Annotated in this window: 14 protein-coding genes; 3 read left to right on the top strand and 11 right to left on the bottom strand. The window is 70.5% G+C overall.

Annotation, left to right across the window (positions count from 1 at the left end; translation table 11 throughout):
- Window positions 1–409 precede the first annotated feature (409 nt).
- From ACZ6MA_RS29965 to ACZ6MA_RS29920, 10 genes are all read right to left on the bottom strand, one after another.
- A complete protein-coding gene (locus ACZ6MA_RS29965; protein WP_469437576.1) occupies window positions 410–2,725 on the bottom strand; it encodes a hypothetical protein in 2,316 nt (771 codons plus the stop codon).
- 100 nt (window positions 2,726–2,825) lie between these two features.
- Window positions 2,826–3,332 (bottom strand): hypothetical protein, encoded by a 507-nt coding sequence (locus ACZ6MA_RS29960; RefSeq protein ID WP_362217319.1) that lies wholly within the window; start codon window positions 3,330–3,332, stop codon window positions 2,826–2,828.
- A 2-nt stretch (window positions 3,333–3,334) separates the two neighbouring features.
- Window positions 3,335–4,042, bottom strand: coding sequence for a hypothetical protein (locus ACZ6MA_RS29955; RefSeq protein WP_469437574.1), 708 nt, complete (start codon window positions 4,040–4,042; stop codon window positions 3,335–3,337).
- The gene (locus tag ACZ6MA_RS29950) at window positions 4,042–4,275 is read right to left on the bottom strand and encodes a hypothetical protein (protein WP_469437572.1); all 234 of its coding nucleotides are present in this window, start codon (window positions 4,273–4,275) and stop codon (window positions 4,042–4,044) included. The genes ACZ6MA_RS29955 and ACZ6MA_RS29950 overlap by 1 nt, the downstream gene beginning before the upstream one ends.
- An 81-nt stretch (window positions 4,276–4,356) precedes the next feature.
- Window positions 4,357–4,566 (bottom strand): hypothetical protein, encoded by a 210-nt coding sequence (locus tag ACZ6MA_RS29945; RefSeq protein WP_362217310.1) that lies wholly within the window; start codon window positions 4,564–4,566, stop codon window positions 4,357–4,359.
- Window positions 4,567–4,921: 355 nt separating this feature from the next.
- On the bottom strand, window positions 4,922–7,573 hold the full coding sequence (locus ACZ6MA_RS29940; protein WP_469437570.1) for a DUF2637 domain-containing protein: 2,652 nt from the start codon (window positions 7,571–7,573) through the stop codon (window positions 4,922–4,924).
- Window positions 7,574–7,904: 331 nt separating this feature from the next.
- Window positions 7,905–8,162 carry a WhiB family transcriptional regulator gene (locus ACZ6MA_RS29935; RefSeq protein WP_004937597.1) on the bottom strand — a complete coding sequence of 86 codons (258 nt, stop codon included), beginning with the start codon at window positions 8,160–8,162 and terminating at the stop codon, window positions 7,905–7,907.
- Entirely contained in the window at window positions 8,146–8,508 is a 363-nt protein-coding gene (locus ACZ6MA_RS29930; RefSeq protein ID WP_469437569.1) for a hypothetical protein, read from the bottom strand. Before ACZ6MA_RS29930 ends, ACZ6MA_RS29935 begins: the two co-directional genes overlap by 17 nt.
- A gap of 258 nt (window positions 8,509–8,766) precedes the next feature.
- Window positions 8,767–8,949: a hypothetical protein gene (locus ACZ6MA_RS29925; protein ID WP_469437568.1), complete on the bottom strand. Its 183-nt coding sequence runs from the start codon at window positions 8,947–8,949 to the stop codon at window positions 8,767–8,769.
- A complete protein-coding gene (locus tag ACZ6MA_RS29920) occupies window positions 8,943–9,200 on the bottom strand; it encodes a hypothetical protein (RefSeq protein ID WP_469437566.1) in 258 nt (85 codons plus the stop codon). Before ACZ6MA_RS29920 ends, ACZ6MA_RS29925 begins: the two co-directional genes overlap by 7 nt.
- Before the next feature lie 533 nt (window positions 9,201–9,733).
- Between ACZ6MA_RS29920 and ACZ6MA_RS29915 the strand changes: the two genes are divergently transcribed.
- Window positions 9,734–10,228, top strand: a complete 495-nt coding sequence (locus ACZ6MA_RS29915) for a GntR family transcriptional regulator (RefSeq protein ID WP_469437565.1) — start codon at window positions 9,734–9,736, stop codon at window positions 10,226–10,228.
- Between the two features lie 21 nt (window positions 10,229–10,249).
- Here ACZ6MA_RS29915 and ACZ6MA_RS29910 read toward each other — a convergent pair whose 3' ends face one another.
- Window positions 10,250–10,885 carry a hypothetical protein gene (locus ACZ6MA_RS29910; RefSeq protein ID WP_469437563.1) on the bottom strand — a complete coding sequence of 212 codons (636 nt, stop codon included), beginning with the start codon at window positions 10,883–10,885 and terminating at the stop codon, window positions 10,250–10,252.
- 229 nt (window positions 10,886–11,114) lie between these two features.
- Here ACZ6MA_RS29910 and ACZ6MA_RS29905 point away from each other — a divergent pair, with 229 nt between their 5' ends.
- Together ACZ6MA_RS29905 and ACZ6MA_RS29900 are read left to right on the top strand one after the other, a co-directional pair.
- Entirely contained in the window at window positions 11,115–11,237 is a 123-nt protein-coding gene (locus tag ACZ6MA_RS29905; protein ID WP_362217288.1) for a hypothetical protein, read from the top strand.
- A gap of 860 nt (window positions 11,238–12,097) precedes the next feature.
- A complete protein-coding gene (locus ACZ6MA_RS29900; protein ID WP_469437561.1) occupies window positions 12,098–13,849 on the top strand; it encodes a hypothetical protein in 1,752 nt (583 codons plus the stop codon).
- Window positions 13,850–14,073: the final 224 nt, after the last annotated feature.

Genomic DNA, 14,073 nt, shown 5'->3' with positions numbered 1-14,073 from the left:
GGACGGTGGCTATGCCAGCGAGGTCGGCGTGCCAGCGGCCACGCCGGTCGACCTCGCCGGCAATCTGGTCGTCGGGGGGTGTCCGCCGTGGAGCGCCTGGCGGTGCCCGTTGGCTTCCTTCTCGACGGCGCCGAGGGCGTGGACGACCGGGCTCGTGGTCCGGCACACGGACACCGGTACAGGCATCTGCGCGTGATCGTCTTCCTGGTCAATGGCTGTCGCCCCCCGTTCACGCGGTTCCCGAGGGGGAAAGCCGTCGTGGAAGGGGAGTGGTAGCTGGTGATTGGACGGTTCGGTTTCCGCAGGTCAGCAATGGTTTTTCGATCGGCGGGGCATTGGCGTTGATCGGCTGTGCAGAGCCGATCAACGCCAATGCCCCGCCAATAAGCGGGGCCAATGACGGCGTCGGTCAGGACAGGTTCTCCAGGGCCTGCCGGACGGCCTCGAGGTAGTAGCCACGCGGCTGTCCGTCGAGCTCGGTGATGCGTTCGGAGGACAACTCCACCTTCGCGTTGCGCAGCTCGCGGCTCAGCGCCTTGCCCAGTTCCCGGAGCCGGCCGCGGTCGTCCCGGTCGTCCCAGCGTCCCCACCGCGTCGGGTCGTCCTTGCGGAGGTGGGCGTTGACCTGGTCCATGGTCAGGTACGGCGGCTCGCTCTCCCGGATGAACGCCTCCGCGATGGCGAGCAGGATGGCCGGGGCATTGTCCCCCTCCACTCCTTCGCCACCTCCGGCGTCAGCAACAGTTCCGGTGGCGCAGGCAGCCTGGAGCTCCAGCCAGTCGTCGAGCAGGCCGGCTTCGGTGAGGGTGCGGGTCACGTCAGGCAGGCCGGCCGCAGCCCGTTCGTCGCCGACCATGGCCGCGTAGTCGGGCAGGATCTCGCGGACCTGGTAGCGCACCGGGCGGTCGGGCATGCCGGGCAGGCCCTGGGCGTAGATCTGTCCGGCGTCGTTGCGTTCGGTGTGGGTGGCCGCGCGGATCAGGTCGGCGCGGTAGCCCTCGGCGAGCGCGCCGCCGCCGAGGAGTTCGGTGATGTCCACGCGGCGGCAGGCGCCGAGCATCTTCGCCGACAGTTTCGGGCCGATGGCCTCCCCGAGGTAGTCCTTCGTGCCGAATTGGGAGCCGCCGAAGACCCAGATCGCTTCCTTGCGGCCGAGGAGCAGCAGGCGGATCAGGAGGGCCTTGGCCTTGGCGGACAGCTGGGGCCACTCGTCGATGAACAGGCAGAAGGCTGGGTGTTCGGGGCTGACGCGCCATTTGTTGCCCCACCGGTAGGCGGCGCGCTGCCGGGCGCGGGCGGAGCAGAGGGTGAGGAAGAATTCCAGGACGGCGCAGATGAGGTCGTCGTCCATGCAGGCGTCCAGGGTGATGGCGGGGCCCAGGGCGCCGACGCCGGTGCCGACGGGGTCGAGGTTGACCACGACGGCGTCGCGGGTGGAGGTGATGGCCTCGGCCATCGCGAGCATGATGCCGGACTTGGCGCCGCCGGAGTCGGCGACCATCAGCAGCATCAGCCCGGCGAGGGCGAAGGTGAGGGGGGTGGCGTCCATGGCGACGCCGAAGTCGAAGGCGTCGGTGATCGAGCCGGATAAGGGGGCCCGGTAGGGCACGGTGCCCACCAGGTCCGGTGTGAAGGGGTCGTGCATGATGATGCGCACGGTGCAGGAGTCGCCGAAGTCCGGATCGCCCTCGATGAGCAGTCCGTTGCGGCGCACCTTCAGCAGCGTGATCAGGCCCTTGTAGGTCTCGTCCTTGTTGAGGTCGTCCGGGCTGCCGGTGGTGAACGACACCCGTACCGACCACCCCCACGGCTCCTTGAGGGCGGGTTCGACCTGTTCCACGTCGCCGCCCTCGTGGATGATGGCGCGGCGCAGGGCCTCGGCAGCTTCTTCGGGTGTGGTGGCCTGGGCGATCGGGTACGGCTTGAGGTCGTCCTCGAATGTGGGGCCCTCGCTGGTGACGGCGGTGGTTCCCGGGGGTGCGAGCAGGGGGTGCATCAGGTCTGCGGGCAGGGCGCGCTGGGTGAGTTCGACGGGGTGCTGGCCCAGCCACCAGGCGCCCGCCGCCACGAGCGGGAGCGCGAGGAGGAGAGCGAACGGGGTGGTGACGGCCAGGGCGCTGATACCGAGGGCGGCGGGGAGGGCGCCGAGGGCCGCGCGCTGGAGGGCCATGACCGATCGGGCCCGTCGGATCTGCTCCGGCGTGGGCTGAACCTGTGTGGGGTCGAAGGGGATCTTTTCCAGGGCGGTCAGGCCGGCGCGTCGGCGTCGGAGCTCGCTCATCAGGTCCCGCATCTGTTGCTTCTCGGCGCTGTCGAGGCCGAAGGCCGCGGCGTCCGCCGTGAGCTTCTTGAACTTCTTGTTCACCTGCTGGACGCCGGCGCTGGCGTCGTCGAGCTGGTGTGTGTACTCGTCGAGGTGACGTTTGACCAGGCGGCGGCGCAGCTCTTCGTCCGACATATAGGCGGCGCTCGTCCAGTGCAGGGTCAGGGCCCAGGCGTGGCGGAGCCCAGGCCCGGTGTGTCCGGCGATGAAGCCGATCACGGTCCGGGCACAGTGTGCCGCGCGCTGTGCGCCCTGGCGGGCGCGGGTCGGGCCGTCGGGAGCGTCGTCGTGGTGGGGGCCGGGCTCGTCATCGTCGACCAGCTCGGCCCACACCCACTCGCCCTCATGCGGGGCGACCTCGCTCTGGGGGCGCCGGGTGGGGCGGTCTTCGGCGGTGCTCACGAGTTCCTCCGTTGCATGGGGCTGGTCCGGTCTGCGGCGGCCACCCACAACCCGCCGGGCGCGGCGTGCAGGGTTGTGAGCGACCGTCACGGCCGGCTGCTTAGCCGCCGAAGACGTAGAGGCCGACGTTGTTGCCGGTCAGGACGGTGGCGCCGACGATCCAGCCCATGAAGCCGAGACTGGTGCCGTAGCAGATGGCGACTCCGGTGCCCAGGCACATCTCCTTGAGGTCCCTGGGCCGTCCCTTGGCGGCGAATAGCTTCACGGCGTACCAGGCGATCCCGCACAGACCGATGCCGGCGCCGCCGGCGGAGACCTTGGTGACCTGGGTGTGGGGCGGGTTGGGTGTGGTGACCGCTCCAGCGACGCCCTGGACGGCCTTTTCGCCGCCGACGTTCATGACGCCGCGGAGGGCTCCGGCGATCTCGCCGAGGATGCCGGCGCTGTTGACGGTGACGAGCAGGACGAAGAAGGCGACGAGGATGAGGGTCTTCTTGTCCCGCAGCAACCGGTACTTGAACCCGGCGACGATCACGACGGTGCCGATCGCGCCGAAGATCAGGGCGCCGAAGCTCGCGTTGGCCGCGTTGTTATGAAAGATGTCCATGCTCAGACTCCCGTGAGGATGCGGACGATGGGACGTCCGGTGACGATGAGCAGACCGCCGATGGCAGCCCAGATGGCGGGACGGGTGACGATCCAGCCCAGGCGGGACCGCAGGAATTTGAGGACCCCGGAAGCGAGCGCCGAGCCAGTCGTCCATCCGAAGCGGCAGATCCAGCCGAGGGATTCGGGGACGTACTGGCCGATGAAGAGCGCCCCGCCCACGCCCAGCGCCATGCCCGCAAGCACCAGGGGCGCGGTGAAGCCGTAGGTAGTGATGGTCCGGGCCACCCACACGGCGGCCGTGTGGTTTCCGAGGGGGACCAGCGTGGCGACCGCGAGGCACAGGAAGTTCCGTTTGAGCTGCAGGCGGCCCCAGTCGACGGGGTTGCCGTCCGCGTCCCACTTGTTGGTGCGTTCGATGGCCGTGGCGAGCAGATCGGTCCAGCCGAACCCGAACATGCCGCTGATCGCGGCCTCCGCGCTGCGGCTGGTGATCTCGGTGTAGTCCACGCGCTCGAGAACCCCAGTTGCCGGTGCTGCGTCGGGGAGGTGGCTGGGGGGCGGCGGGGGCGGGGTACTGCCGGTCACGGCGCACGTCGGGCTGTCGTCCGAGGCCGCGGGGCAGGTGGGGCGCAGCGGGCAGGTGGGGCAGCAGCCGGGGCCGCCGGTGTTGGCCGGGCCGGGCTTGGTGAAGTCGATGCCGGTGGTCATCAGCGGCTGTCCCCGTTCAGGAGCTGGTGGAGCAGGGCGCGTATGCGCAGTTCGTCACCGCCGAGCAGGACGACCGGCTGCGTGGCGGCCGCCTGGGCGCCGACGGTGCGGGGGGCGCGGCCGGGGAGAAGGGTGCGCGTCGCCGTGGCGGCGAAGGTGCTGCGCGAGGTGGTCAGGTATGGGGCGGTGCGGCGGAGGGGCGGGAGCCACGGCATGCTGAAGTGGCCTCTCAAATAGGGGAATGTGGGGCTGAGCTGGAGGAGCGGGCGGGTGCCCGGGGCCGGAGCGGCGGCCTCGGCCCCGGGCGGGCTGGGTCAGGAGAACCAGCCGCTGCGGCGCCGGCCGTGGTCCTGCCGGGCGCGCTCGGCGTCCTCCCACGCCTGGCCCTTGCGGTCAATCGCCTGCACGCTGTGCTTGTGTCCCTCGCGGCGCTTGCGGGCCGCCTTCTCGCTGGCCGATTCGCGGTCCTTGTAGGCGGTGGCGGCCAGTTCCTTGTCGTTGCCGAACAGTCCGAAGAAGGCCATCAGCGAGCACCCCCGTGGGGGGATCGGCAGGTGAGGTGGGTGTGCGTCATGCTGTGGGAGCTCCTTGAAGTCGGAGGAGTGATGGGAGGGGTCCCGGCCAGGCCCTGAGAAAGCGGGTCGGGACCCCGGCTTCGGTCCTGCGGCCATGGCCGGCGCCGGAGCCGCGCGGTGCGGGGCCAGCGCCGACACCGGTCGGCGGGATGGAGCAGGGCGGCGGGCGAAGGGTGGCGCGGTTGCGCCAGCGCTCGCTGGTGTGTGCTGTTCTTCGCCGCGCTCGTGATCAGGCGCTCGCCGTGGGGTGCCCGGCGTGCTGAGCGTCCTGGAGTGGGGTGGTGAGCGTGAGCGCGCTCGCGGCTCAGGAGCCGGTGGGCTCGGGAACGTGTGAGCGCGAGCGTCGCGCCGGGTAGCGCTCGGCGAGCGCCGGGTTCTCCCGCTCGACCTCTTCGCGCAGTCGCTGCGCGGTCGGCCGCGAGACGGGCTTCAGCGAGAGATCGGCTTTGGTGAGCGCGTCGCGGATCTCTTTCCATTCGGGGCGGCGCTCAAGCTCGGTGAAGAGCTCACGTACCCGAGCGTGACGGCGCTCGATGAGCGCCTCTTGGTCCTTGCGTCGGACTCCGCGTCCGAACCAGCGAGCGCGCTCACCGCCAACAGGGTGCTCACCGTCTTCGCCGTCGTGGGCGTCGGGGTGAGCGTCGGCGGCGTCATCGCGATCGTCCTCGGGAGCGTCGTGGAGATGAGCGCGCTCGCCCGGGTTCGAGCGCTCGTTCTCCTGCTGAGCGCGCTCGTCGGCGGCGCCATCGCGCTCGTGCTCGTGAGCGTCCTCGACGTGAGGATGAGCGTCCGGCAGGGGAGCGTCAAGCGCGCTCTTCTCGGGAGTGAGCGCCTTGCCCGCCGGCTCCGTGTCGGCGCTCTCGGGCGCGGGTTCGGTGCTCGTGCCGGGGAGCGTCGTGGAGATGGACCCGGGCGTCAGCTCGCCCATCTTGAGCAGCGTGCGCTCGCGCAGGGGAGCTTTCCAGCGCCACCAGCGGCCCCACTTCTCGCGCATCTCGGCGCGGGCGAGGATCATCTCGCGCCAGCGCTCGAGCGCCTTCTCATAGGACGTCTCCTCCCACAGGATCATGAAACGGCGGATGATCACGGTGGAGACGGGGGCAAGGATCCAGCGGGAGCGGCGGATGGCGTCCATCCGGCTGCCCGTCACCGCGCCGATCCGGGTGGCGTACACGTGGCCGCCGATTTCGCTGAAGACCACCCACAGGAGGGTGAGGCAGGCGTGGCCGATCTGCCCGGGGAGGGTGTGGGCGGCCTGCCAGTTCAGGTAGACGGTCGCGCCGGTCAGGGCGCGCGGGACCCAGAGCACCCACTTGAGCCTCATGTTGGTGCGGATCAGCAGCAGGCCCAGGATGGTGAACGACGGGATGGCCATGTCGATGCCGACCGGCAGGAGCCAGGGCCACTCCCAGCCCCAGCTCCAGGCGCGGTTGGCCAGGGAGGTGAAGGAGGACAGCAGCCCGAGGATGCTGACCCCTGCGGCCCCCAGCACGCCGGTAGTGAGCAGCAGCCACTCCGCTCGGGACAGGTGGGGAACACCGGTCAGGCCCAGGGCTTCTCGCTGCTGGGTTCGCGCTTGGCAACGTGCTCTGCGGCGCCGCAGACGCGATTCCTGGCGTTCCTCGCGACGCCGGGCTCGCCGGGCCGTGCGGGAGGTGGCCTCGGCCATGGCGTGGTCGGCCTGGGCCTGGAGGAGCGTGGCCTGCTCGATCTGTTGCTGTGCCTCGGCGCTGGCTGCATGGGCCGCCGCGGCCAGTTTGTCGGCCGCTTCTGCCGTGGCGCGGGCCTGCTCGCGCAGCCGGTCGGCGTCCTGCTGGGCACGGTTACGGATGGAGTCGGCCTCTTCGTGGGCGCGTGCGAGCAGGTCCTTTGCTGCTTGGCCGTCCTGCTCGAGGGTGTGCTTGGCGCCGGCACGGAGGCGGTCGGCCGTGCGGCGGGCATCGTCCAGGATCTGCTGGCTCGCCCGCTGTGCTTCCTGCAGCTCCCTGCCGGCGCGCTCGCGCAGGTGCTGTGCGTCCGCGGTAGCGGTCGCCCGGTCGCGTTCGGCGTCGTCGCGCAGCGTCTTGGCATCGGCCCGCGCCTTCTCGGCTTCGTTGACGCCGGCCTGTCGGGTGCGGGTTGCCTCGGTTTCGGCGCCCCGGCGTACGCGATCCGCTTGTGCCTCGGCTTCCTGGCGAAGGCGTTCGGCCTCGTCCCGGGCGTCGCATAGGGCTCGCTGGGCGTCCTTGGTGAGTGTTTCTGCCGCGTGCTGTGCTCGCTGGGTGATTGCCTCGGCCGCGGTGGATGCTTCCTCGCGGAGCTGGTCGGCGGTCGCGGTGGCCTCGGCTCGGGTCTTCTCTGCGGCGGTGCGGGCGTCGTTGTGTACGCGCTCAGCTTGTTCGGCGGCCGTGGCGAGCAGTTTCTCCGCCGCCGAGGTGGCCTCGGCGTGCTTTCGCTCGCCGTCCGTGTACGCCTGGGCGGCCTGTGTCGTGGCCGCTGCCAGGAGCCGGTCGGCGTCGGCCCGCGCGTCGCGGAGGATCTCCGTGCTGCGTTCCTGCGCGGTGGTGAGGAGGCCGGCCGCCTTCTTCTCTGCGAGGACAAGGGCTCGGTGAGCCTCTCGGTCGGCCGACGCCTTCGTCTGATCGGCCAACCGGGCCGCGGTGATGCGGTGGTGCGTGGCCTGGCGTGCCGCCTGCGCCCGAAGCCGGTGTGCCTGGCTGATGAGGGCGGCGGCGCCGACGTCAGCGTCGGCCAGGACTTCGTCGGCCGCGGTGCGTGCCTGCTGGTCCGCTCCGGTGTCCTCGGGCCCGACAGTGTGGTCCGGGTGGCCGACGGTGGCGGCCCCGTTGGCAACGGCGAGGGCGGGCGCGCCTGGGGAGGCGGTGTGCGGGGTGCGGCTTCGGTTGCGCTTCCGCCCCTTCTTCGTACCGCCCGCAACCTTGTGCGGCCGCTGGGTGTTGCGACGGGTCGTGCTCACGCCGTCGTCCTTCCTTGTGCATAGGCCGATGGCGCGCCTGCCGGATCGTTCCGGCTGGCGCGCCATCGGTGTGGTGCGGAGGGGCTGGTAGGTCAGCGGCTGTGGGCGTCAACGACGGTGCGCGCCGCTGATCGGCTGGATCAGGCAGCTGGGCGAGCGGGCGGGTGTGGGTGGTCCACAGGGCTTGCCCTTCGTCAGGAGGTTCGGTGTGTCTGTCTGTGGGGCACACCAACCCCCGCAGCTGTCGGCCGATTTCACGAGTGGCCATGGTCCGGGCACCTGCCGCTTCGTGCGGTGGTGCCCGGGACCTGAGCGCTGGTGGCGTGGCGGGTCAGGCGGTGGCGTTGCGTGCCCGGTTGCGGGCGGCGCGGCGCTTCATCGCCCGGCGCTCATCCTCGCTGAGGCCACCCCAGACGCCGGAGTCCTGGCCGGACTCGAGCGCCCACTGCAGGCACTGCTCCATCACGGGGCAGCGGCGGCAGACGGCCTTGGCTTCCTCGATCTGCAGCAGCGCAGGACCGGTGTTGCCGATGGGGAAGAACAGCTCGGGGTCTTCCTCGCGGCAAACGGCGTTATGGCGCCAGTCCATGGGTTTCTCCATTCGTTGTGGGTGTCTCTTCGGGGTTGACCAGCAGCACGCCCTCGGCGTCGGCGACGAGCACTCCCACGTCCTGGAGGAGGGTGGGTGAGTGGGCCAGGATCGCTGCGGGGCTGCGGGTCCAGTCGCCAAGGGCGCCGAGGTACTGGGCGGCCACGGCTGCGTGGCGGTCGGATGCGAACTCGGCGATGCCCTGGCCGGAGTGATGGGCCAGTCGCCACAAGGGCGAGTCGAGCGCGCGATGGATGACCAGTCCGGGCGTTGTGGTCAGCTGCGCGTCGATGGTGGCGATGAGCGTGCCCTCCATCGTGCGCAGCGTCAAGGGTATTTTGTCCATCAAAGTCCTCGACGTTCACCGCGCCTTCCGGAGCGGTGCCGGATGCGGGGGTAGCGCGCGGACCGTTTGGTGACCGCGGCCCCTGGGTGAGGTTGGCCTTCCGTGGCGGGCTGCGCGCGTTCGGTCTTCAGCTGCGGGTTCGAGCGAGGGTTTCGGCGAGCCTGCGGGCGGCAGTCTGCGTCGCCAGGAGGGCGGAGGCTGCTTTGCGCCGCGCCGCGAGCATGTCGGCAACGGCCTGGTCCGGTTCGCCGGCGGCCATCACCAACCGCCCTTGCGGCCGCGCCACCCGCTGTTGCCGGAGGCGCTCATGCGGGTTGTTGCCAGCTGTTCGCGAGCCGCGGCAGCGGTGCGCGGGTTGCTGTAGCGCTTGCGGTCCTGGCGGGCGAGTCCGTGCAGTTTGCGCACCTCCGCCGACTGCTGTTCGGCCGGGCGGTTCACCACTCCCCGCCGCCCGTCGTGCTGGCGGGGAGTCGTGTCTTCATGGCCTGGAGGGTCCGTGCGGCGCTGCGTCCGGCGCGGCTGGCGCGGGCGTCACCGTCGTTCACCAGGTGCCGGACCAGGGCGTGCAGACGAGCCGTCGGCTCATCCGCGGCCGGGCGGGCGTTGACGGTCCGGCGCCCCGCCGGGCGGTGGTGAGCGGGCCGGGATACGGGGACGGTGCTGCCGCCCATCGTGTGCGTGGGGCGTGCCATGCTTGTGATCACGGGTTCCTCCACTTCGGGTTCCTGTATCGACGGCCTTGGGGGGCAATCCCGGGGCCGTCGTCCTTTTGGCCGCTCGTCACGAGTGGCCACGGCCCACCGCACCCGGGTGCATCGCGCACGGGTGCGGCGGACCGTGAGCACTGGTGCTCACGGTCTTCTCTTGCGCCCGGCCCGCTACGGGACCGGGCACGGGCGCCGCTCGGGGCGCCCGCGGGAGGCCCTTCAAGGGGGCTTGTTTCGTGTCGTCCGCTGTGGAGTTCTCAAGTTCCGGCTGGTCACCGGTCCGCCCCTTTCGTGGGGGTCGCCGGGCCGTTGGTCGCCTCGTGGTGCTTGATCTGCTCCGGGCTCGTCTGTGCGTGGCCCTCCGCATTTCTTCGAGGCGGGGACCTGGTCCTGGCCAGGTCCCTGCACACCCGGGCTGGCTCCGAGGGGCAGTTCCGGGAGGTGCTCTGGCCTTGTCGGCCAAGCTCCATATGCATATGGTTGCTCCATAGGCATATGGCTGTCAAGGGAGATTCACCATGAACCACCAAGGGGTGCAGCTGGTAGCGGCTGCGGCGCTGTGCTGCACTATGCCCACCACGTATGGCCATGTGCATATGGAAGGGTTCACCTTGGGCGCCGGACAGCCGAAGTACGAGCAGGTCAAGAGCGACCTGCTCGAGCAGATCACCAGCGGGAAGCTGAAGGCCGGCGAGCGGATCCCTTCCACCCCAGAACTCCAGAAGGAGTACGGAGTCTCCTTCACAGTCGTGCGCCGCGCAGTGCAGGACCTCAAGGACGACGGCCTGCTCTACGGGGAGGCGGGAAGGGCCGTCTTCGTCCGCGACAGACCTCCAGCCAGCAGCCCGCAGGACTCGGTCAGGCGCGTTTCAGCCGGAATCGACTCCCTGCAGGCCGTGCTCGACGACATGCGGGCAGCGAACCAGGAGGCCATGGACAGCATGGCTAAGGAGCTGGCGGCGCTGCGCCGGCAGCTCGCCGAGCTGAAGGAACGCCTGCCCCGCGAGAAGTGACGACCCACCGGGCCCCCGGCGTCAGCGGACCGCGCCCGCGAAGGGATTCAGGAGATGAGCAGCACGCACAGGGGCCGGGGGCTCCTCGGACGCGTTCGGGCTCAGCGCCGCGAGTGCCGCCTGCAGGGTGGGGGCCGGCGTCTTGGTGTCCCAGCCTCCGGGCACGGTGAGCTTGGTGCGCAGCCGATGTGGCGGGCCGACGCGGCCGGCTTGGCAGTCGACCACGGGGACCAGGCCGCAGGAGCGGGCGAAGAGCAGGACGGGTTTGCCGGCTGCGACCACGGTGCGCAGTTCGTTGCGGGCGGCTGGGCCGAGGCGGTACACCTTCCCGCCGGGCTTCTTCTGTGGCGCTATGACGACCAGGCCGTCCAGTCCCGCGGCGAAGGTTTCCCAGCGAGAGGCGTAGTCGGGGCCGTCGGCGAACGCGGTGGTGTAGGTGAGGAGTTCGATGCCGTGCGGCAGTCGGTTTCGCACGGCTTTGAGTCGGTCTTCCCAGTTGTCGCGTTCGGTAATGAGGGGCGGCACGCTCAGGTAGACGCGGACCGGGGCTCCTGGGGCTCTGTCCTCGGCGATCTGGCGCATGGCCGCGATGTATCCGCGCTGCCTTGCCAGCGGGGCGAAGCTCTTCGGCGCGGTGTCAGCGGGGGCAGCAGGCATGCAGCACATCATGCCGCGCCGACCAGCCCGACGCCCAGTCAGGGCATCTCAGCCAAAAGGCTGCATTCGCTGACGCATCGACACATCGTTAACCCCGGGCCATCAAGTGGCTCGGCCGGGCGGCCTGGTGGGGATAAGGTGGCAGAGTCCTTGATCTATCCGAAAATCAAGGACCCCCGCGGCTTCCGACGGCCACGGGGGTCAACGAGCCTGTAAGGAGGCTCTTGCAATGGCACCACTGTACCTGCAGCCGGCCTCGCGCTTCCCGGCTCTCCGTCCTGATCTCGCCAACCCGAAGACGTCCATGCCCGCGATCGGGCAGCCCTCCGCGCTGGAGGTTGAGATGACGTAGGGGAATAGGGCGGCGCCCGTAGGACCTACGGATTGATCTGCCGCCTGGGCTCGTAGGGCCCGGTGATTTGCCCATCACCAGACCCGACGCCCGTCTGCTCTCCGTGAGGCTTGCCCGCCTCGTGGAGGAGGTGTCCGACCCGGTTGCCCCCGGCTTCGGACTCTTCGAACTCAGGTTCTGCCAGAACCCACGGTCCTTCGAGAAGGGCCGCGCCATGCCCGCTGCACGCAGGAAGGCATCTCCATAGTGCACGACCATCTGCCAACTTGTCAGCTTCGCACGCCCACCCACGGGGCATCCCGTGGTGCGCGTCACATGCTGATCGCTTCGCTGAGCCGCTCACTGAGCCGCTGCGCGACACGTCCGGCACGTCGTTCCGTCCCGGATTGTCCCGGCCTGATGCAGGCGGGGCTCCAGGAGACGCCTTCCCCGCCGTGACCAGGTGCACGGTCGGCAGGGACCGCCCGCGGCCAGCATGCCGCCGGCGAGCCGGGGACCTCTCCGGCGTCAGCCTGACGGACGTCGGTGACGCAGCGATCGAAGAACTTCCGATTTCGCTGTCACACGGGCGCCCGCCAGCACACCTCTATGGCTGACACCCCCATCCGACCGCGCCATAGGAACGCCAGCAGCCTCAAAACACCACAGCCCCGCCGGAAACCGGCGGGGCTGCAGACCCAGCGCAACGACCCATGGCCGTCACCTGACCGTTGCGCCAGGAGAAGTGTGCCCAGCCTAGACCTCAACCCGGCATCACTCACGGCTCTTGCGGACATCGCACACAGGCATGCCGTCCCGGCATCCGTGCTGTCTCCCTGCACGCTGTTCTGCCCGGCGTCCTCTCTTCCTGGGGAGGCACAGTGAGCGCGGTGGATGCCGGAGCCGCATGCGGCCGTGCTCCGCGCGCGGTCGCGACTCTCGGTGGTGCGCCCGCCGAGCGTCGGCAGCGAGTGCGCGTGCCGTGGCGACTGGTGGAGTCCGCGTTCTACGCCGACGTCGCCCTGTCCGTCTACATGAAGGTCAAGGCCCTCGGGGCCCGGCCGGAAGGTTGCACCGCGGGAGCTGCGACGCTCGCGTCGTACCTGGGCATGTCGAAGGCCTCCGTCGAGCGGGGGCTGGCCCAGTTGCGGCGGCCGGCGCCGGACGGCGTGGTGGAGCTGCCCGAGAATGTCCGGCGCTCTTTGCCGGGCGGCTCTGGCACCACGGCGCGCCGACGGGTGCGGGCGATGTCGTCAACCGAGCGGTTCGTGTGGCTGCCCGTCGCGGCCTGCGAAGACCTCACGCCACGGCAGCTACGCGCGTATGCCGTGCTGATGTACGCCCAAAAGCAGCAGATCCCGCTGGCGCTCGGTGAGATCGCCGGCTTCCTGCGCCACTTCTCCGGCCAGCGGGCCGGCCTGCCGATCACCGCGGAGGCAGCCGGAACGGTCATCGACGAACTGGAGGCGGCTGGCTGGGCGACAGTGGCCCGTCGCGCCGGGGCACAGGGCCGCCACCACTACATCGCGCACGAGATCCCGCCCGTGACCGCGGGCCAGCACGACGCGGAGCCCGCTCGTACAGCCGACGGCGGTGTGGACAACCCGCGGACCAACGCTGTCCCGGTCGGGACGAGTCCCGGAGTTGATGAGGGATCGGGTGCTGGTTCTGGTGAGGGATCGCTCGCGACTAAGGAAGACCACGAGACTGTCCGACCTGATGACGAGCGTGCGGCTTCCTTGCCCGCCGTAGGCGAAGTACAGGTGGGTGAAGCTGTGGAAAACCGCGTCGCTGCAGCAGCGTTTCCCGCTGCCAGCGGCGGTCTCGCGCTGCGCGCGGGCAAGAAGAACTCCTCCTCGAGGCCCAGCAGCAGCACAGGCCCGGCCCAGCCCCAAGGGGTGGCATACGGCGGTCCGGAGCTGACGTTCAGCCCCCGGGTCCACGCCGTGCTGGAGCCGGTTGACTGGCTGGTCCAGCAGATCAACAGCGTCTGGGTCCTGCGAAGGATCGGCCGCGAAATCGGCCGCCAGCTGGACCACGGCGTCGATGCCGGCCGTCTGCGTCACCGGCTGACGGTTCGTGTCGCCGGCGTCCTGGTCTCGGAGATCCGTGACCCGGGCCGCTGGCTCCTCGGTGCTGCGCTTCCCCGGTGGGGCTGTGGCCACTTCGACTGCGAGTCCGGCGTGATGTGGTCCACCGGCGCGCCGTGCGTGGTCTGCCAGGATGCCCTCATTGCCAAGCGGGCAGAGCGGCAGCGTCAGCAGCGCCTGGGCCAGGGTCTGTGCCCGGAGCACGGCACCCGTACCAGTGCCACCGGGCGCTGCTACGACGGTGACATAGGCGCCATGTCGAGGCCGGTTCCCCAACCGCGCGAGCCGGAAAGCACACCGCAGGGCGTATGCCGCGTTTGCGGTAGCTGGATCATCACGGAGGACGCGGCGCTGCGCGACGGGTTCTGCCCGCAGTGTCGTGAGAGCGCGCACGTCGTGCCGACCGGATGCGACCTGGAAGCCCCGGAGCAGCTGACGTGTGCTGGCTGGGGCGGCCAGTCCTGTGAGCGTCTCGCTCTACCCACCCGCACCGTGTGCGTGCGGCACCGCGCGGCGCAGTTGGCCACGGCCGCGGCCTCATGAGGGCCAGAAAGGAAACGGCCCAGAACCGCCTCGCCTCCCGCCGGTGCGCATTGCACCGCACCATGGGCGGTGCGGTGCGCACCTGTCCCTGCCCGGTGCGCGCACCGGGCAGGGACAGGTGCGATCCAGCAGGTGCGGGCAGGGCGCCAGCAGGGGGCGGTGTTGGGGGGGGGGGGGGGGGGGGGGGGGGAAGGAGGGGGGAGGGGTAGGGGGGGGGGGGGGAA

The sequence above is a fragment of the Streptomyces sp. NPDC042259 genome, assembly GCF_055582085.1.
Note: the sequence above shows the minus strand (reverse complement) of the source record. Positions and strands in the feature narration are given on the sequence as shown.